The sequence below is a fragment of the Microbacterium sp. Root1433D1 genome, from assembly GCF_001426835.1.
GTDB lineage: Bacteria > Actinomycetota > Actinomycetes > Actinomycetales > Microbacteriaceae > Microbacterium > Microbacterium maritypicum.
This window is the reverse complement of sequence record NZ_LMFN01000003.1, coordinates 182557-201179: the sequence shown is the minus strand read 5'-3', so window position 1 is coordinate 201179 and position 18623 is coordinate 182557. Positions and strand designations below refer to the sequence as shown.

At 69.8% G+C, this 18623-nt stretch carries 15 protein-coding genes; 8 read left to right on the top strand and 7 right to left on the bottom strand.

All coding sequences use genetic code 11. The features are described from left to right. Nucleotides 1-90: 90 nt before the first annotated feature. Nucleotides 91-1917 (bottom strand): glycoside hydrolase family 35 protein, encoded by a 1827-nt coding sequence (locus tag ASD13_RS12030; protein ID WP_082531490.1) that lies wholly within the window; start codon nt 1915-1917, stop codon nt 91-93. 94 nt (nt 1918-2011) lie between these two features. Between ASD13_RS12030 and ASD13_RS12025 the strand changes: the two genes are divergently transcribed. Further along, nucleotides 2012-3046 carry a LacI family DNA-binding transcriptional regulator gene (locus ASD13_RS12025; protein ID WP_017831332.1) on the top strand — a complete coding sequence of 345 codons (1035 nt, stop codon included), beginning with the start codon at nt 2012-2014 and terminating at the stop codon, nt 3044-3046. A gap of 49 nt (nt 3047-3095) precedes the next feature. On the opposite strand, the gene ASD13_RS12020 is transcribed toward ASD13_RS12025, so the two are convergent. From ASD13_RS12020 to purM, 3 genes are read right to left on the bottom strand one after another with little or no spacing between them, the layout of a single operon-like run. Further along, complete coding sequence (locus ASD13_RS12020; RefSeq protein WP_055869408.1) at nt 3096-4409, bottom strand: MFS transporter; 1314 nt, start codon at nt 4407-4409, stop codon at nt 3096-3098. Next, nucleotides 4406-5878: an amidophosphoribosyltransferase gene (purF, locus tag ASD13_RS12015; protein WP_055869405.1), complete on the bottom strand. Its 1473-nt coding sequence runs from the start codon at nt 5876-5878 to the stop codon at nt 4406-4408. Before purF ends, ASD13_RS12020 begins: the two co-directional genes overlap by 4 nt. 24 nt (nt 5879-5902) lie before the next feature. Continuing rightward, entirely contained in the window at nt 5903-7012 is a 1110-nt protein-coding gene (gene purM, locus ASD13_RS12010) for a phosphoribosylformylglycinamidine cyclo-ligase (protein WP_055869402.1), read from the bottom strand. Nucleotides 7013-7098: 86 nt separating this feature from the next. Between purM and ASD13_RS12005 the strand changes: the two genes are divergently transcribed. Continuing rightward, entirely contained in the window at nt 7099-7704 is a 606-nt protein-coding gene (locus ASD13_RS12005) for a hypothetical protein (protein WP_055869399.1), read from the top strand. Nucleotides 7705-7707: 3 nt separating this feature from the next. Here the strand turns inward: ASD13_RS12005 and ASD13_RS12000 are convergent, their stop codons facing one another. Then, nucleotides 7708-8022, bottom strand: coding sequence for a hypothetical protein (locus ASD13_RS12000; RefSeq protein ID WP_017831327.1), 315 nt, complete (start codon nt 8020-8022; stop codon nt 7708-7710). A gap of 107 nt (nt 8023-8129) precedes the next feature. Continuing rightward, the gene (locus ASD13_RS11995) at nt 8130-12314 is read right to left on the bottom strand and encodes an HtaA domain-containing protein (RefSeq protein WP_157535629.1); all 4185 of its coding nucleotides are present in this window, start codon (nt 12312-12314) and stop codon (nt 8130-8132) included. Nucleotides 12315-12477: 163 nt separating this feature from the next. On the opposite strand from ASD13_RS11995, the gene ASD13_RS11990 reads away from it, so the two are divergent. From ASD13_RS11990 to ASD13_RS11975, 4 genes are all read left to right on the top strand, one after another. Next, nucleotides 12478-13584, top strand: a complete 1107-nt coding sequence (locus ASD13_RS11990) for a heme/hemin ABC transporter substrate-binding protein (RefSeq protein WP_055869395.1) — start codon at nt 12478-12480, stop codon at nt 13582-13584. Then, nucleotides 13581-14654, top strand: coding sequence for a FecCD family ABC transporter permease (locus tag ASD13_RS11985; protein WP_055869388.1), 1074 nt, complete (start codon nt 13581-13583; stop codon nt 14652-14654). Before ASD13_RS11990 ends, ASD13_RS11985 begins: the two co-directional genes overlap by 4 nt. Then, nucleotides 14645-15424, top strand: coding sequence for a heme ABC transporter ATP-binding protein (locus ASD13_RS11980; protein ID WP_442922328.1), 780 nt, complete (start codon nt 14645-14647; stop codon nt 15422-15424). Before ASD13_RS11985 ends, ASD13_RS11980 begins: the two co-directional genes overlap by 10 nt. Before the next feature lie 196 nt (nt 15425-15620). Next, nucleotides 15621-16073: a hypothetical protein gene (locus ASD13_RS11975; protein ID WP_055869382.1), complete on the top strand. Its 453-nt coding sequence runs from the start codon at nt 15621-15623 to the stop codon at nt 16071-16073. Nucleotides 16074-16151: 78 nt separating this feature from the next. Here ASD13_RS11975 and ASD13_RS11970 read toward each other — a convergent pair whose 3' ends face one another. Then, complete coding sequence (locus ASD13_RS11970) at nt 16152-16520, bottom strand: sterol carrier family protein (RefSeq protein ID WP_055869379.1); 369 nt, start codon at nt 16518-16520, stop codon at nt 16152-16154. Between the two features lie 49 nt (nt 16521-16569). On the opposite strand from ASD13_RS11970, the gene ASD13_RS11965 reads away from it, so the two are divergent. Together ASD13_RS11965 and purD are read left to right on the top strand one after the other, a co-directional pair. After that, complete coding sequence (locus tag ASD13_RS11965; protein ID WP_055869376.1) at nt 16570-17244, top strand: NUDIX hydrolase; 675 nt, start codon at nt 16570-16572, stop codon at nt 17242-17244. Nucleotides 17245-17287: 43 nt separating this feature from the next. Further along, nucleotides 17288-18565 carry a phosphoribosylamine--glycine ligase gene (gene purD, locus ASD13_RS11960; RefSeq protein WP_055869373.1) on the top strand — a complete coding sequence of 426 codons (1278 nt, stop codon included), beginning with the start codon at nt 17288-17290 and terminating at the stop codon, nt 18563-18565. The last annotated feature ends 58 nt before the right edge of the window (nt 18566-18623 follow it).

The window sequence follows — 18623 nt, the reverse complement described above, 5'->3', positions numbered from 1 at the left end:
CCCACACTCAGCGCCGAGACCCACCCTCACAGCCGCCGGTGACGATGGGTCTCGGCGCGGAGGATGGGCCTCGGAATGCGACAGGGCGGATCAGGAGCCGATGAACTCCTCGGTCTCCCCGAACGACGGTTCGTCGCGGATCTCGACCGTCGCGCCGAGGCCGTCGGTGTCGAGCACCACGAGCTCGTTGCGTCCGACCTTCCAGAGCGGCGCCGGCGCATAGAGCGTCTCCTGCGGACCGACCTTCCAATAGCGCCCCAGCAGGAAGCCGTTCAACCAGACCATCCCCTTCGACCCCCCGGGGAAGGCGAGCCAGGCGTCCAGCGGCTCGGCGATGTCGAAGAACGCGACGGCGACACCGTCTGACGCCTCCGCGGATCGGTCGAGGCCCGGCGCCGCGGTCGGAGCCTCCTGGGGAACCAGGCGATGCGTCCAGCCGTTGACCAGCCGACGACCGATCATCACGCCGCGCATGATGCCCTTGCCCTCCCCGGTGTAGGGGCCGTAGTTGATGCGTCCGAGACTCTCGACGACGAGCGTGAGCCGTCCCGCTCCGCCATCGACGGGCAGAGCGAGGGAGGTCTCGCCATCACGCTCGAGCACCCCGAGCGCCTGGGCGTCGAGAAACACCACGGCACGATCGTGCAGTCCGTCGATCGTGAGCGTCGCATCGGCGGGGAAGGAGACATCCGCCTCGTAGACGACCAGGCCGTCTTCGGCACCGAGCTCCTCGAACGTGCACGGGCGCGGCGAGACCTCTCCGGTCACGGGAAGAGTGGCGACGAGCTGCAGCAAGGAGCTTCGCTGCTCGAGCGGTGCGGACGCTGCGGCCTGTCGCCGCGGGTCTGCCGGAACCGGAGGGAGCTCGGATGCGTGGAACGGCGCGAACATCGCCCGCAGCGCGTGGAACTTCTCGTTGAGCGTTCCGTCTTCGCCGATGGGGGCATCCGAGTCGTAGCTGGTGACGGTGGGCTGCAGCACCCGGTCGTGATTCGCCCCGTTCCAGAGGCCGAAGTTCGTTCCACCGTGCGCCATGTACAGGCTCACGGATCCGCCTGCGGCGAGCAGTTCCTCGATCGTCCCTCCGGTGCTCGCGGCGGAGCGCACATGGTGCCGCTCACCCCAGTGGTCGAACCAGCCGCCCCACAGCTCGCTGCACATGAGCGCATCCCCCTCACGACGCAGCTCCACGGCCCGGGCCACGCCGGTGCCGAACGTGAACGTCGCCATGGCTCCGGGAACGCTGCCGTGCTCGATCATGTCGCCCGTGATGCCGTCGGCGGTCGTGAGCATCTCGACCATCCCGCGACAGCGGAGCCCCTCGCGCAGGTGCGCCAGGTAGGCGGCATCGCTGCCGAACGAACCGTACTCGTTCTCGATCTGGATCGCGACGATCGGACCGCCGTGCGAGGCCTGGAGCGGGACGAGCCGGGGGATCAGCTCGTCGTACCAGGCGTCGACCGCGGCGAGGAAGCCGGCATCGCTGGTGCGCAGCGCCGCGACGCGCCCCGAGAGCCAGGACGGGATGCCGCCGTTGGACCACTCGGCGCAGATGTAGGGACTGGGCCGGAGGAACACGTCCAGGCCGATGTCCCCGGCGAGGCGGATGAAGCGCTCGATGTCGCGCCACCCGTCGAAGCGCACGTCGCCCTCGACGCGCTCGTGGAAGTTCCAGGCGACATACGTGTCGACAGTGTTCGCGCCCATCGCGGCGAGTCGGCGCAGTCGGTCCTCCCACTGGTCGGGATGCACCCGGAAGTAGTGGATCGAGCCCGCGAGGATGCGGTGGGCGACGCCGTCGCGAAGGATCTCCCCGTCGCGCCAGGTCAGGGTGGGCGCGCCGATCGGCGACGCGGCGGCCGGGGCATCGACGGCAACGGAAGAGCCGTCGAAAGCCGAGGCGAGAAGGTCAGGCATAGCGCTCCAAGCACGAGTGTTTGCGTTCACATTATCGCATCACACGACTCGCCGCCTCCTGGATTTACGCCGATTGATCGCTACCATTGAGCACATGTCACCTCGTCGCCCGAGAGACGACCGCGCCCCCAGCCAGGTCGATGTCGCCCAGCTTGCCGGTGTCTCCACGCAGACCGTCTCCCGCGTCATGTCGGGGCAGGACAACGTGCGCCCCGACACCGCCAGGCGTGTGATGGCGGCGGTCGAGGAGCTCGGCTACCGCGTGCACGCCGCCGCCGCCTCCCTCGCCTCCGGTCGCACCCGCGTGCTGGGAGTGATCGTCGTCTCGACCGACCGGTACTCGTCGGCGGCGCTCGGCGTCGGCATCCAGCAGGCCGCTGCAGCGAACGGGTACACCGTGTCGACGGCCGCTGTCGCCGACCATGCGTCGGCCGAGGCGTTCCTGGAGGCCTTCGACCGATTGGAGCGGCAAGGAGCCGAGGGCATCATCCTCGGCGTGCCGGTCGAGCTCGAGAGCCCGGCGATGCGGGCGCGGACCGAGCGCACACCCGCGACCCGGAGCGAGCGCACCTCTCTCGATGAGGACGCCCCGCTCGCCGTCGACCAGAGGGCGATCGCCCGCCTCGCCGTCGAGCATCTGCTCGACCTCGGGCACAAGACCGTCTGGCACGTCTCGGGCGACGACTACTGGACCGAGACGCAGCAGCGCAGCGAAGCCTGGGAGCAGACGCTCCGCGATCGCGGAATCGTGCCGCCGCCGCTGATCCCCGCCGACTGGACGCCCGAATCCGGCTACCGCGCGGGTCGCACGATCGCGGCGATCCCCGAGGCCACGGCCGTGTTCGTCAGCAGCGACGAGATGGCCTTCGGTCTGATCCGCGCCCTGCACGAGGCCGGCCGCAGCGTGCCCGATGATGTGTCCGTGGTCAGCGTCGACGACATCGCCCTCGCCGCGTACGCCTCCCCCGCCCTGACGACCGTCCGTCAGCCCTTCGAGGCGATGGGCCGTGCCGCAGCTCTCCGGGTCATCGCCCAGATCGAGGGGCACGATGCGGTCGGCGACATGCCCTCCACCGATCCTCAGCTCATCGTGCGCTCGTCGACCGCACCGCCGAGATCCGCCCGATAGCCCTCAGCCGCGCCACGCGGCTCGGTCTGCGGGTCGGATTCTTCGGGGTTCACCAGCGACCGTGCCGGCGCTCCCACTCGTCCTCGACCGTGCGACGACGACCCGCAACGATGCCGGCGGGGATCGCGACGATGAGCACGCCCGCGATCACGAGCAGCGGGATCTGCCAGCCCGCGGTCGTCTCGTGCAGCAGCCCGACCAGCAGCGGGAAGGTCGCCGCGATCGCGTAGCCGATGCTCTGCACGAAACCGCTCAGCGCGACGGCGCTCTCCGGTGTGCGGGCGCGGATGCTGAGCAGCACGAGGCTGAGCGGGAACATGATGGCGGTGAGGCCGAAGATGCTCACCCACAGCGGCAGCGCGACGGTCGGGACGAACAGGAGACCGGCGAGCCCGACCAGCCCGCCGCCGACGGCCACGAAGAAGAGCGGACGCGTCGCCTGGAACCGGACGACGAGGATCGGCACCAGCAGCGAGCACGGCAGACCGATCAGCGCGAACAGTGAGAGCAGGAACCCTGCGGTCGCCGGAGTCACACCGCCGATATCGACGAGCATGGTCGGCATCCAGGCGAACGAGACGTAGGCCATGGTGGATGATGCCCCGAAGACGATCGCCAGCGCCCAGGCGAGCGGCAGCCTCCACAGGCGGGCGAAGTGCCGACGGTTCGCCGGAGCGGTCGAGATCGGACCGGTCGCGACGGCCACCGCATCCTGCACGTCGTCGACACCGTCGGTGGGATCGGGGACGAGCAGTTCCGTCTTCACCGGCTCACCCGATCGCGGGCCGTTCTTCAGCAGAAGCGCCGCCCAGGGCACCAGCGCGATGCCCGCGACGAGGCCCCACATGCCCAGAGACACCCGCCAGCCCAGCGAGTCGGCCACCGGCACCGCGACGAGCGGAGGTAGGAAGGTCGACACCGCCATGGTGGTCGAGTAGATGGTCATCATGACCCCGAGTCGATCGGGGAAGTACTTCTTGACCAGTGGCGGCAGCAGCACGTTGCCCGAGCCGACCCCCGCGAACACCACGGCCGTCGCCGCGAGCAGGGTCGTCGAATCCACGGCGAAGCCGCGCAGGAGCAACCCCAGAGCCATCAGCGTGATCGCGGCGACGGCCATCCGCTCCAGACCGAATCGGCGCTCGAACAGCGGCGTGAGCAGACCGAAGATCGCGAAGCACACCGGCGGCGCGGCGCCGATCAGGCCGATGACGACCGGCGAGACCGGGAAGTCCGCGGCGACATGATCGATCACCGGGGATAGCGAGGCGACCGCCGAGCGCAGCGAGAACGCCACCAGGACGATCCCCACGAGTGCGAGTGCCCGACCCTGCCACAGCGGTCGTGCGCTCGGCATCGTCATGAGGTCTGCGACCCCTCCACCCAGGCCAGATACTCATCCGAGACGGTGCCGGTCACATAGCGGCCGTCGAAGCAGCTCATGTCGAGGTCGGTGAGCACCGATCCCTCGATGATCGCCGCCTTGAGGTCTTCGACCTCCTGATAGACGAGGTGGTCGCAGCCGAGCTCCTCGGCGATCTCGGGAATCGTCCGCCCGTGAGCGATGAGCTCGTGCCGCGAGGGCATGTTGATGCCGTACACGTGCGGGTGCCGCACGGGAGGAGCTGCAGAGGCGAAGGTCACCGAGGCGGCCCCGGCATCCCGCGCCATCTGGATGATCTCCTTCGAAGTGGTCCCGCGCACGATCGAGTCGTCGATGAGGAGCACGTTCTTGCCCTGGAACTCGGTCGACATCGCGTTCAGCTTCTGACGGACGCTCTTCTTGCGCACCGCCTGCCCCGGCATGATGAAGGTGCGGCCGACATAACGGTTCTTGTAGAAGCCCTCGCGGTACTCGATGCCGAGCTTGCGGGCGACCTCCATCGCGGCGGGGCGCGAGGAGTCGGGGATGGGCATGACCACGTCGATCTTGTCCATCGGCACGTGCTTGGCGATCGTGTCGGCGAGACGATCGCCCATACGCAGCCGCGACTCGTACACCGAGATGCCGTTCATGACGGAGTCGGGGCGGGCGAGGTAGACGTACTCGAAGGCGCACGGCGCGAGAGTCGCGGCCGTCGCGCACTGCTTGGAGAACAGCTCGCCGTCGTTGGTGATGAAGACGGCTTCGCCGGGCTCGACCTCGCGCACGACGTCGTAGTCGCCGTTCTCGAGCACGAGCGATTCGCTGGCGACGACCCACTCGTCCTTGCCGTGCGCACCGTCGACCGTCGAGGGACGACGACCCAGGATCAGCGGGCGGATGCCGAAGGGATCGCGGAATGCGAGCAGGCCGTAGCCGGCGATCACGGCGATCACCGCATAGGCGCCCTCGATGCGCTCGTGCGTGCGGGCGACGGCCTCGAACACACGCTCGGGGTCGAGGTCGACGGTCGAGGTCGTGTTCTGCAGCTCGCCGGCGAGCACGTTGAGCAGCAGCTCGGTGTCGCTCGAGGAGTTGAGGTGACGGCGGTCGCGCTGGGCCATGTCGGCCGTGAGCTCACGCGTGTTGGTGAGGTTGCCGTTGTGGATGAGGATGATGCCGTACGGCGCGTTCACGTAGAACGGCTGCATCTCCTCTTCGTTCGAGGCCGTGCCCTTGGTGGCGTAGCGCACGTGACCGAGCCCGACGTTGCCGAGCAGCGCGCGCATGTCGCGGGTGCGGAACGCTTCGCGGACCATGCCCTGCGCCTTGGCGTTGTGCATCACGCCGTTCGCCTCGGCGGTGGCGATGCCCGTCGCATCCTGGCCGCGGTGCTGCAGCAGCAGGAGTGCGTCGTAGATGTCCTGATTGACCGGGGCAGAGCCCACCATTCCGACGATGCCGCACATGGGGTGGTTACTTCATCCGTTTCTTCAGTGGGAGGAGTAGGCGCCCACGAGGCGCACCGCTCCGCCGTCGACGCCCTTGGCGCCCTGTTCGAACTCGCCGGCCGGACGCGCGCCGAAGCCCACGGTCGCGACCTGCCAGGCGGGCATGCCCTCTGCGGCGAGCGCAGCGATGGCGGCATCTTTCTTGTCCTGCGCGATCACCGCGAGGAAGCCGATGCCGAGGTTCCAGGTGCCCTCCGCCGACTCGAGCGAGGAACCTGCGATGTCGCTGAGCACGCGGAAGACCGGGCTGGGCGACCACGTGCCGCGATCGACCTCCGCCCAGGTCCCCTGCGGGAGCACACGGGCGAGGTTCGCCGCGATGCCGCCGCCGGTGACGTGGCTGAGCGCGTGAACGCCGCCGCCGAGCGCATCGATGAGGCGCAGCAGCGGGAGCGTGTAGAGGCGGGTCGGCTCGAGGAGGGCCTCACCCCAGGTGGTACCGAAGTCGGCCGCGGTGTCTGCGTAGCTGATGCCCGCGCCGGTGACGATATGGCGAACGAGGGAGTAGCCGTTGGAATGCAGACCGCTGGACTGCACGGCGAGCACGACGTCGCCGTCCTGCACGCGCTCGGCGCCGAGGATGGCGTCAGCCTCGACCACGCCGGTGGCGGCACCCGCGACATCGTAGTCGCGCGGCCCGAGGAGACCAGGGTGCTCTGCCGTCTCGCCGCCGACAAGTGCGGTACCCGTGGCGGAGCAGGCCTCGGCGATGCCGCGCACGATGTCGGCGATGCGCTGAGGCACGACCTTGCCGCACGCGATGTAGTCGGTCATGAAGAGCGGCCTGGCACCCACCACGACGATGTCGTCGACGACCATCCCGACCAGGTCCTGCCCGATCGTGTCGTGCTTGTCGATCGCCTGGGCGATCGCGACCTTGGTGCCGACGCCGTCTGTGCTGCTGGCCAGCAGCGGCCGACGATAGCCGAGCAGCGCGCTGGCGTCGAACAGGCCGGCGAATCCGCCGACACCGCCGAGCACTTCGGGTCCGTGCGTCGCGCGCACGGAGGACTTCATCAGCTCGACGGCGAGATCGCCTGCAGCGGTATCGACGCCGGCTTCGGAATAGGGATTGGTGGGGGAGGCAGCCACACCTCGATCCTACCGTCAGCAGCCGGTCCGACTCTCCGCGAAGTCGGACCTCGGATCCGGACGCCCTCCCCGCCTACGATGGGGCCATGGCCGACAAGCCGCAGTGGCTCATCCGCGAAGACGCGAGCGTTCCGGTGCTCGTCGCGCTCGCGCTGCGGCAGCACCTCGGGATCAGGGTTCCGGAAGACCTCCCGAGTCTGCGCGAGCTCGCCGTGCGCGCACCGGACGCCGCCGACGCCTCGCCCGCGATCGAGGCGCAGTGGCGCGACTACTGGGACATGACGGTCGAGCCTCGCGCGCATCCCTCCGACGTGCCCCTCGAGCTCATCGACGGATTCGACACCCTCGTCGCGCTGCCTGCCCGCGGCGCGGAGGAACTCGCCGACGCTATCGCCCCGCAGGCCACGTCCGCCCTCCTCTACGCGCGGGCCGCACACGACCGGTATGTGAGCTCGATGAAGAGTCACACCGGCGGCGACGCCTACCGCGCCTATGCGAGCGCGATCGCGGAGTTCGAGCGGGAGGTCGGTCGCCGCGCGCATTCGTTCGAGTTGAACGTGCAGGTACTGCCGTTCTCGCAGCGGGGGATCTGGTGGATCGGAGCACTCACGGTGGCGGTGACCGATGGCCTGCGTCGGGACGTCGTGGCGTTCGACGCCGCGATCCGCCCGGTGATCGCCGAACTCGCGTAGAGGTCAGTCGTCTTCGACGACGGTCTCGCGGTCGACTCGCACGACCCGGTCGTGACGACGGGCGAGGCGCTCCATGATCAGGCCGGCGATGCCGCCGAGCGCGATGCCGATCGGAACCGTCCACAGCAGCAGGAAGCCGAACACCTGACCGGGCGGGTAGACGACGTCGAGGGCCTGCGACTCGTCGAAGCTGCCGGTCCAGGTGAGGATGCCGGCCGCGATCACGCCGACCACGACGCCGATGCCCATGAGCACGCCGTACCGCGGCACGCGGCGCACGGTCGCTTCGACGGTCTGGTGGGAGTCGGTGGGGGCCATGCATCCATTGTCCCACCACCGACGGATGCCGCGTACCCGAGATCGGGACGGAAGAACGGCCCTCCCCGTGTCCGCCGCGGGGAGGGCCGTTCCGTCGTGCGCGTCGACTAGAGCTCGGTCGCCGTGTCGGCGGTCTCGGCCTCGCGGTTGCGGCGGACGATGAGCACACCGCCAGTCGCCGCGAGCAGGATGACGACCAGGCCGCCGACGATCCACGGCCACACCGGGGCGCCTTCGGCGTCAGCAGGCTCGTTCGCGGTGGTCACCACTGCGGTCGCCGCGGAGTCGGAGTCGGGCCTCTCCTCGGCGACGCCGCAGTCGGCGCCGACCGGGATCACGGCGGTGACCGGGTCGAGCTCCTCACCCGCGGCGTAGGTGCCGAACGCGGATGCGCCGGCCTCTGTCAGCGTGGTCGGGATCGCGTCGAGCGTCAACACACCGTCGACCACGGCCGCATCGCCGAGGGGGAACTCTGCAAGACGCACGCCCTTCTGGTCGATGCTCTCTCCGCCCTGCGTGGTGCCGGTCACGTCGAAGACGAGATAGCCCTTCTCTCCGGCGAGCTCGACACCGGCGTTCGCGAGCGTCGTGTTCAGTGCGCCGTCGTGACCGGTGAACGTGATGCTGCCGCCGTACGAGACCAGGCCGGCGAGGGTCTTGTCGTCGAACGAACCGGCGCCGTTCTCCCACACGTAGTCGGGGTACCGGTAGGCGACGTCGGTCAGCGTCCAGCCGCCCTTCGCGATGCCCTCGATGTAGGTGCGGAACGACTCCTTGTAGCCCCACTCGAGCGTGGCGCCCTCGACCGTGCAGACACCGATCGCGGTGGTGGCCCTGTTCAGCGTGAAGGCGAGACCGCGGTTCACCGAGCCCTGGAACGTGAGCGTGTGCGCGCCGTCCTCGAGACTTGCCGGGAGTGCACCCGACCAGGTGGCGACGCCGTTCGCGTCGGCCGTCACGGTGTCGAGCAGAACCGGGGTGGAGTAGACGACGACCTTGATTCCCTGCTCGTTCGCGCGGAATCCGGATGCCGACACCGTCGCCGGCCGCCCGGAGGCGAGGGCCGACAGGTTGGCCTCATCGGCGTCGATGCCCTCGGTCGCCGGCGGGGTCGCCGGGAGCGTGGTCTTCGGCTTCACGACCGCCGCAGCCACTGTGCCGCTCGAGCCGGCCGGCGCCGCCGCGACGGAGCCGATCGTGAACGTCACGGGGTTCAGCGTGGTGCCGTAGCCCGACAGCACGCGGTCGCGTCCCTCGGCAGTCTGCGCCGCGGGGGCTGCCGTGTACGTCACCGCGCCGTTGGCCGCGATGCGCGCCGCATTCGAGAGGTCGAGGGTCGCGAACGGCACCTGCGCACCGCCGCTCGTGACGTACAGCGTCGCAAGGTTCGCGGACGTGATGCGGATCTGCGGGTTCGACACGGTCACATCGAGCACGCCCTGGTGTCCGGTGAAACGCACCGAACCGCGGTACACGACGCTGCCGAGACCGGTGGCGATGTCGAAGTCGCCGCCGACCGTCTGGCCGAACTGGAACTGACCGCCCGAGCGGGTCGCGCCGTCGGAGACCGCGATCGAGCCCTTGGCGATATCGCTCGTGATGTAGTTCGTGAACGTCGAGGAGATCGCCCAGCGGAGGGAGCCGCCGGGAACGTTCGCCGCCGGGGTCGTCGGCGTGACCGGTGTCTCGGGCACCTCCGGCACCTCCACGTCGAACAGTGCGTCCCACTGCGCGGACGTGATGGTCACGCCCGATCGGGCGTAGATCGTGCTCGCATCGGGATTCGAGTGCTGCTTCCACACGATGACCTCATACGACTTCGTGCGGTCGAGGTTCTTCGCCGCCGTCGCGAGATCGACGGAGAAGGCGCCGAACGTGACCTTCTGCGTCCACTGCATCGCGAGGAACCCGCCATCGGCGCTCACGTCTGCCTCGGTTCCTGCTTCGATCAGTGCGACGTATGCGCCGGCGATCTCGCCCAGATTCGTGGCTGCGGCCGCGACGGTCAGACCGTCCTTCGCCGTCGCCGTCTTCACAGTCGTGACGACGGTCGGCCCTGCCGGGAAGAGGGTGTCCCACTGCGCGTCGGTCACCGTGACGGCGCCCCGCGCGTAGATCGTGCTCGCATCGGGCATCGAGTGCTGCTTCCAGACGATGACCTCGTACGACTTCGTGCGGTCGAGCGTGTCGGCGGCCGCGGTCAGGTCGACGCTGAACGCGCCTCCGGTGATGTTGCGCACGTACTGCATCGCCAGGAATCCGCTGCTGCTGGTGACGTTCGCCTCGGTGCCCTTCTCGATGACGGCGACGTACGCGCCGGTGACCGCACCGAGCTTCGACGCGGACGCCGTGACGGTCAGACCGTCCTTCGCGGTCACAGACTTCACCGTGGGCGTCATGGCCGGGGTGACGCCGTAGTCCAGGGCGACGCTGCGCTCCTGGTCGGCATTGATCACTCCACCGGCCGCGTAGGTGTAGACGCCGTAAGAACCGGGCGTCGTGGCCGCGTCCTTCAGCGTCAAGGTCGCCTGGAACGTTCCGTCGGCCGCGATGTCGACCCACTGGGCACGGATCGCGCCCTGATACTGCGCAGGGACCTCGTTCAGCACGCCCTCGGCCAGAGCCCACGCCTGCGAGCCGACCGAACGTGTCGACGATGCGGCACCCGTCGACGGCTGCCATGTCGAGGAGAAGTTGCCGAAGACGACGTAGGTGCCCTGCGGAAGGTGCTTAGGGATCGGCATCCCGCGTCCGCCGATGTTCGCGGCCGGGTCGTAGCCCACGCCCTTCACCACGACCTCGTCACCGGCCTTGAGCGGCACTCCGGCCGCCGGGGTGGTGCCGTCGGCGAGGAACACCTCGATCGCTGCGGAGACCGGGGCGGGCTGCAGGCTCTCCCACTGCGCGTCGGTGATCGTGAGGGTCGAGCGTGCGAAGATCGTGCTCGCATCGGGGTTGGAATGCTGCTTCCAGACGATGACCTCGTAGGACTTCGTGCGGTCGAGCGTGTCGGCGGCGGCGGTCAGGTCCGCCGTGAAGACGCCGCCCGAGATCGGACGCACGTACTGCATCGCGAGGAACCCGCTGCTGCCCGTGACGTTCGCCTCGGTGCCCTTCTCGATCAGTGCGACGTACGCGCCGGTGATCGCACCGAGCTTCGACGCGGATGCCGTGACGGTCAGGCCGTCCTTCGCGGTGGCCGTCTTCACGACCGCGGAGACCGTGGGGTTCTCGCTGTAGTTCAGGGCGACGCTGCGCTCCTGGTCGGCATTGATCACGCCACCGGCCGCGTAGGTGTAGACACCGTACGAGCCGGGGGACGCCGCGGCGTCCTTCAACGTCAGGGTGGTCTGGAACGTGCCGTCGGCCGCGATGTCGACCCACTGCGCGCGGATCGCACCCTGGTACTGCGCAGGGACCTGGTTCAGCACGCCCTCGGCCAGAGCCCAGACCTGCGTACCCACCGAGCGGGCCGATGACGCGGCCCCGGCGGAGGGCTGCCATGCCGAGGCGAAGTTGCCGAACACGACGTAGGTCCCCTGCGGGAGGTGCTTCGGGATCGGCACACCACGGCCCTCGGTCCCGAGGTTCGCGGCCGGGTCGTAGCCGGAACCCTTCACGACCACCTTGTCGCCCGCCTTGAGCGCCACGCCTGCGGCCGGAGTCGTGCCGTCGGCGAGGAAAACCTCGATCGCCGCCGACTTCGGGGTCTCACCCGGATCCGTACCGGGGTCGGTACCCGGATCCGTACCGGGGTCAGTTCCGGGGTCGGTACCCGGATCCGTACCGGGGTCAGTTCCGGGATCGGTGCCCGGGTCGGTGGGAACGGTGCCGAACACCGCATCCCACTGCCCGGCCGAGACGGAAACGTCGCCGCGGCCGTAGATCGTGGTCTCGTTCGGATTCGAGTGCTTCTGCCAGACGAGCACTTCGTACGCCTTCGTGCGGTCCAGCGAGCCGGCCGGCGCGTCGAGCGTGAACGTGCTCTCCCCTCCCGCGACCGTCGGCATGACGAACGCGGCGTACCCGCCCCCGCCGCTGAGCCCGGACTCCGTGCCCTTCACGATGAGGGCCGCGTAGGCGCCTTCGACCTCGGGCAGACCGCTTACCTGCACCTGCACGCTCACCCCCGAGGTTCCCGCGGAGGCGACCGCGGCCGTGACCGCCGCGCCGGCGGCGTGCGCGGGCGGGACGATCACCGCACCGGCGGCGACGAGGAGGAAGGAGACGAAAGCGGCGAGCAGCACGCGTATGCGGGCGCTCCCTGAGGATGCTGTGGCTGAGGCGTTCACGGTTCTCCACGGCTCCGGGCGCGCAGAAGAACACGCACGCCGGCGGTGCCGCAATGCAGTCGGGCGAAGGTTGGATTTTGGTTAGGCTTAGCTAAGTAGGCCGTCGACCTCGAGCGTAGAGGTGCGCATCATCGCGCGTCAAGTTTTAGGATAGCCTTGCCTAATGCGTCGCGTCTCCGCCCTTATCCTCGTCGCCGCTCTCGCCGTCGGGCTCACGGCGTGCGCAGAGCCGGGGGCCACGGCCGCACCGGCTACCGCCGCGGATGACGACTGCCCGCAGGCATCCGTCCCGCTCGATGCGCTCGACCTGATCGACGACGTGCGCGGCCACACCGGCCCCTCCACCGCCTGCCTCTCGACCCATGCGATCGAGCCCGTCGACGACGACAGCGCTCCGAAGCTGCCTGTGACGGTGACCGACAGCGAAGGCCACGAGGTCGAGATCGCCGACATCGACCGCATCCTCCCGATCGACATCTCGGGCACGATCGCGTCGACCGTGTTCGCGCTCGGACTCGGCGACCAGGTTGTCGGCCGCGACGCCTCCACCGTCTTCGCCGGCACCGAAGAGCTCCCGGTCGTGACCAAGACCGGCCACACGCTCAACGCCGAGGCGATTCTCGAGCTGGCGCCGACCGTGGTCCTCACCGACACCACGATCGGTCCGAAGGAGGTCCGTCAGCAGCTGCGCGACGCGGGCATCGCCGTCGTCGTGATCTCCAGCGATCGCCGTCTCGACACCACCGACGAGCTGGTGACCGAGATCGCCACTGCGCTCGGGGTGCCGCGCCGGGGTGAGACCCTCATCGCACGGCTCGACACCTCCGTCGACGAGACGCTCGCAGAGATCGCCGCCGTCGTGCCCACCGACGAGGCCGACCGCGCCCGGATGCTCTTCCTCTACGTGCGCGGCAGCGCCAACGTGTACTACATCTTCGGCGAGGACTCCGGAGCCGACTCCCTGATCGACGCGGTCGGCGGCGTCGATGTGGCGGCCGAGATCGGCTGGGAGGGCATGAAGCCGATGACCGCCGAAGCCCTTGTCGCCGCACAGCCGGACGTGCTGGTGATGATGACGGACGGCCTCGAATCGGTGGGAGGCATCGACGGACTCATCGAGCGGATCCCCGCCGTGGCTCAGACCCCTGCCGGCGCGAACCGTCGCGTGATCGACATGGCCGACAGCGAGATCCTCAGCTTCGGCCCGCGCACCGCCGACGTGATCGGCGCCCTGGCCCGCGCCCTGTACGCCCCCGAGCCCGCGACGTGACCGGGGAGGTCGCCACCCCGACTCCGACGAGGTACCGGGGCCTGCGCTTCGCCCTCGTGACGGTCGGCCTGATGGTCGCTCTCGCGATCACCGGGATCGTGTCGATCACGAGCGGGCAGTACGACCTCTCCCCCACCTCCCTGATCGGCGTACTGCTGCGCGGGGTCGGGATCGACACCGCGTGGGCGCCGACAGCGTCCACCGACTACGGCGTGATCTTCAACCTGCGGATGCCGCGCATCGTGCTCGGCCTCCTCGTCGGCGCCGCCCTCGCCGTCTCGGGCGTTCTCATGCAGGCGATCTTCGGCAACCCGCTCGCGGATGCGGGGGTCGTCGGCGTCTCCTCGGGTGCCGCGCTGGGCGCTGCGGCGAGCATCACGTTCGGGCTGGCGACCTTCGGGATGTGGACCACACCCGCCTTCGCGTTCCTCGGCGGCCTGATCGCGGTGTTCTCGGTGTACTTCATCAGTCGCTCCGGCGGCCGCACCGAGGTCGTGACCCTCCTGCTCACGGGCATCGCGATCAATGCGATCGCGGGCGCCGGGATGGCCTTCCTCACCTTTCTCGGCACCACATCCACTCGCGAGCAGATCGTGTTCTGGCAGCTCGGCTCACTCAACGGGGCCCTGTGGTCGAACATCCAGCTGGTGGCTCCGCTCGTGCTGATCGGCGTGGTGGTAGCGCTGATCGTCGCCCCGAGTCTCGACCTCTTCGCCCTCGGCGAGCGCACCGCCCGGCACCTCGGCGTCAACGTCGAGCTGTTGCGGATCGTGGTCATCGTCACCGTGGCCCTCCTGGTGTGCGCGGCGGTGGCCTTCGCCGGCATCATCGGCTTCGCCGGGCTCGTCGTGCCGCATCTCATGCGCATGCTGATCGGCCCCGCCCACCTGCCGCTCGTGATCGCCTCGGCGCTCGGCGGCGCACTGCTCATCGCGGTCGCCGACCTGGTCGCGCGCACCGCCGTACCGCTCGCCGACCTGCCGATCGGCATGATCACCTCGCTCGTGGGCGGCCCCTTCTTCCTGTGGCTCCTCGTGCGCACGCGGCGTCGCTCGGGAGGATGGGCATGACCGTGCGGCTGCGCGGAGCGGGACTCACGGTCCGCGTCGGCGAGGGGCGGACGATCCTCGACGACGCGTCCATCGAGATTCACTCCGGAGAGATCCACGCCCTCGTCGGGCCGAACGGGGCGGGCAAGTCCACTCTGTTCGGGGTGCTCGCGGGAGATGTCATGGCACAGGCCGGTTCGGTCGAGCTCGACGGCCAGCCGATCGACCGCGTCAAGCCGCGCACGCTCGCCCAACAGCGTGCTGTGCTTCTGCAGGAGAACACCGTCACGTTCCCCTTCAGCGCAGAGCAGGTCGTGCGCATGGGGCGGACGCCCTGGGCGCGCACGCCCGCGGCTGACGATGACGACGAGCGGGTGTCCACGGCGATGGCGCAGACCGAGGTGACGGCGCTCAGTGCCCGTGCGGTGCCCTCCCTCTCCGGCGGCGAGCGCGCCAGGGTCGCCCTCGCCCGCGTGATCGCCCAGAGCACCGGCATCCTGCTGCTCGACGAGCCGACCGCCGCCCTCGACCTGAAGCACCACGAAGACGTCATGCGGCTGATCCGTGGGCGTGCGGATGCCGGGATCGCGGTGGCCATCGTGCTGCACGACCTCAATGCCGCGCTCGCGCACGCCGACCGCGTCACGCTCCTCGCCGACGGCCGGGTGGCAGCGACGGGCGCCGCCGCGGAAGTGCTGACGGCGGGCCGGATCGAGCAGGTCTACGGCCAAGCGGTCGACGTGTTCCCGCACCCCGTGACGGGGGTCCCCCTGGTGGTCGCGCGGCGCTGATCCGAGCCGGGCTAGGACTCCTCGCGCAGCGAACGGATCATGCTCCGGAGGATCTTCAGCGCTCCGGCCTGCTCGTCCTCGCTCATGCCGGACAGCATCCGGACCTCGACCGAGGCGTGTCGGTCGGCGACATACAATCACGATGGCGGCGACGCGCCAGGCCGAGAATCCGGCGCCGACGCGAGGGAGGGCGAGGATGTTCGGTTCGAAGAAGAAGAGGCAGAGCCTCAGCGATCTGATGGACCAGCTCAGGCCCGATCTGAGTCGGGAATCGCTCGGCGTCGGGCCCGCCTTCCCCGGGGTCACGCCGAACCCGCTGCTGAGCGCGAAGGCACGCAGGCGCAAGGCGGAACTGCGCGACGGGGTGCTCGCGCTCGGTGTTCTCGTCGATTGGCGCGAGGTCAGCAGCGACGGCAACCCGCGCGTCGTGCTGATGCTCGATGTGGAGACGGTCGAGGGCACGTCGTTCCGCGGTATCGCCGACGAGGATCTCACGATCACCGCGCTCACCCGGCTCGCACCGGGGCAGACCATGCCCGTGCGATACCGACCGGCCGTCATGGACCACTACGTCGCCCTCGCGCGGGATGCCGACCCCGCCGACGTGCAGCAGGTCACCGACGAGATCGCGCGCGCCAAGCGGGCCTGACCCGCACCGTCGATCGACCGCGCCCGAGTCCGTCAGAAGGCCGACGCCCTCTCCGCGGACCCTGTCCGCACGGTCGCGCTACGGACGCACGGGAAGGACGTCGCTCAGGTCGGCACGCGTGCCGGACGCGTGGATGCGTCCGCCGGACGCGGCATCCGCCCATCGCTCCGCGCCGGTGGAGACGGCGATCCAGGTCGCGGCATCCATCTCGACGACGTTGGGCGGTGTACCACGGGTGTGTCGAGGACCCTGGATGACCTGCACCGCACCGAACGGCGGCACCCGCACCTCGACGCTGTTGCCCGGTGCCTTCTCGTCGAGCAGCTGCAGCAGGTAGCGCACGGCGGTGGCGAGGTCGGTGCGCTGCGGCTTCGCACCCGCGGCCTCCGCGGCGCGGACGGCATCGAGAGCCGTGCGCCCGTCCGCGATGTCGATCTTCCTGGCCATCAGTCCAGACTACGACCGACCGTGCGAGACGAGTTCTAAGCTCGGACGCATGAGCATGCATCCCCAGGGCGCCCGCGCCGAGCTGCTCACGGCCGTCGCCGACCACTCGTGGGGAGTGCGCATCCCCCCACTCGCCGACCCGCAGAGTGCCCACGATGCGGCCGTGCTCATCTTGTTCGGCGTGCTCGATCGCATCCCCGCGTCCACCACCGGCCCCGCCGTCGCGCGTGACCTCGACGTGCTGCTGCAGCGGCGCGCGCCCACGCTCTCCTCACATCCCGGACAGGTCTCCTTCCCCGGCGGCCGCGTGGACCCGGGCGATGCCGATGTCGTCGCGACGGCCCTGCGCGAGGCCGAGGAGGAGACCGGGCTCGATCCGACCGGCGTCGAGATCCTGGCCACGCTGCCCGTGATCCCGCTCGCCGCGAGCAACCATCTCGTCACGCCGGTGCTGGCGTGGTGGAGGTCGCCCTCGCGGGTCGTGGCGGTCGACCATGCCGAGACGGTCGAGGTGTTCCGCGTGCCCGTCGCGCAGCTGCTCGACCCGGAGACCCGGTTCACATCGACCATCACACGGATGGGGCACACGTTCCGCGGCCCGGCGTTCGACGTCGACGGCACGATCGTCTGGGGCTTCACCGCGATGGTGCTCGACGCGCTCTTCGACGCGGCCGGTTGGACCGTGCCGTGGGACGCCACCGTGGAGCGGACCGTCGACCTCTGAGCCGGACCGAAATCCGGAGCTCCACCCTCGGTAGTCTGGACGGGTGAAGATTCTCGTCCTCGGTTCCGGTGCCCGTGAGCACGCGATCATCCTCGCCCTGCGGGCCGAGCAGACGGAGCACGAGATCTTCGTCGCTCCCGGCAACGCCGGCATTGCCCAGGATGCGACCCCTGTCTCGGTCGATCCCCTCGACGGCGGGGCGGTCACCGCATTCGCGCACGAGCACGCGATCGACCTGGTCGTGGTGGGCCCGGAGGCTCCCCTCGTCGCCGGCGTCGCCGATGCCCTGCGGGTGCGGGGCATCCCCGTGTTCGGACCGGGCAAGGCGGCCGCACAGCTGGAGGGCTCGAAGTCGTTCGCGAAGCGGGTCATGGACGCCGCCGGTGTGCCCACCGGTCGCGCCGTCCGCGCCGCCACCACCGCCGAGGTCGAGAGCGCATTCGACGAACTCGGTGCCCCGTACGTGGTCAAGGCCGACGGTCTGGCTGCGGGCAAGGGCGTCATCGTCACGTCCGACCGCGCCGAGGCCCTCGCGCACGCCGAACAGTATCTTCCCGCCGGCCCGGTGCTGATCGAGGAGTTCCTCTCCGGCCCCGAGGTCTCCCTCTTCTTCCTGAGCGATGGCGACACCGTGCGTGCGCTCAGCCCCGCGCAGGACTTCAAGCGTGCGCTCGACGGCGACGCCGGACCCAACACGGGTGGCATGGGCGCCTATTCGCCGCTGCCCTGGCTCGCCGAACAGTTCGGCAGCGAGCAGGCCTTCGTCGAGGAGGTCACGCGCGACGTGGCGCTCCCCGTGGTCCGGCAGCTCGACGCCGAGGGCACGCCGTTCATCGGTCTGCTCTACGCGGGGCTGATCCTGACCCCGGCAGGTGTGCGCGTCATCGAGTTCAACGCGCGTTTCGGCGACCCCGAGACGCAGATCGTGCTGCCGCGGCTGGTCACCCCGCTGTCGGAGCTGCTGTTCGCCGCGGCATCCGGAACCCTCGAGGACCAGCCCGAGCCCGTGTTCAGCGACGAGGTGGCGATCACGGTCGTGCTGGCCAGCGAGGGCTACCCCGAGGCGCCGCAGACCGGGCGGCCGATCGAGGGCCTCGCAGACGCCGCCGCCGTCGAAGGCGTCCGCCTCGTGCACGCCGCGACCGCGAGCCCGGATGCGCCCGGTGGATCGCTCATCGCCACGGGCGGCCGTGTGCTGAACGTGGTGGCCGTCGCCTCCGACTTCCGCACTGCGCGCGACCGGGCCTACGAAGCGATCGCCCACATCCGCCTCGACGGATCGCACTACCGCACCGACATCGCCGCCCGCGTCGCCGAGTAGCCTCCGCGAGCGCACGACCTCCCTACGCAGACTTCCCGTGCACTCGGCGAGTGCACGG

Excerpts from the sequence above, each read along its gene's own strand:
- ASD13_RS12030 (WP_082531490.1), bottom strand. The coding sequence starts at position 1,917 with ATGCCTGACCTTCTCGCCTCGGCTTTCGACGGCTCTTCCGTTGCCGTC.
- ASD13_RS12025 (WP_017831332.1), top strand. The coding sequence starts at position 2,012 with ATGTCACCTCGTCGCCCGAGAGACGACCGCGCCCCCAGCCAGGTCGAT.
- ASD13_RS12020 (WP_055869408.1), bottom strand. The coding sequence starts at position 4,409 with ATGACGATGCCGAGCGCACGACCGCTGTGGCAGGGTCGGGCACTCGCA.
- purF (WP_055869405.1), bottom strand. The coding sequence starts at position 5,878 with ATGTGCGGCATCGTCGGAATGGTGGGCTCTGCCCCGGTCAATCAGGAC.
- ASD13_RS12005 (WP_055869399.1), top strand. The coding sequence starts at position 7,099 with ATGGCCGACAAGCCGCAGTGGCTCATCCGCGAAGACGCGAGCGTTCCG.
- ASD13_RS12000 (WP_017831327.1), bottom strand. The coding sequence starts at position 8,022 with ATGGCCCCCACCGACTCCCACCAGACCGTCGAAGCGACCGTGCGCCGC.
- ASD13_RS11990 (WP_055869395.1), top strand. The coding sequence starts at position 12,478 with ATGCGTCGCGTCTCCGCCCTTATCCTCGTCGCCGCTCTCGCCGTCGGG.
- ASD13_RS11980 (WP_442922328.1), top strand. The coding sequence starts at position 14,645 with ATGGGCATGACCGTGCGGCTGCGCGGAGCGGGACTCACGGTCCGCGTC.
- ASD13_RS11975 (WP_055869382.1), top strand. The coding sequence starts at position 15,621 with ATGTTCGGTTCGAAGAAGAAGAGGCAGAGCCTCAGCGATCTGATGGAC.
- ASD13_RS11970 (WP_055869379.1), bottom strand. The coding sequence starts at position 16,520 with ATGGCCAGGAAGATCGACATCGCGGACGGGCGCACGGCTCTCGATGCC.
- ASD13_RS11965 (WP_055869376.1), top strand. The coding sequence starts at position 16,570 with ATGAGCATGCATCCCCAGGGCGCCCGCGCCGAGCTGCTCACGGCCGTC.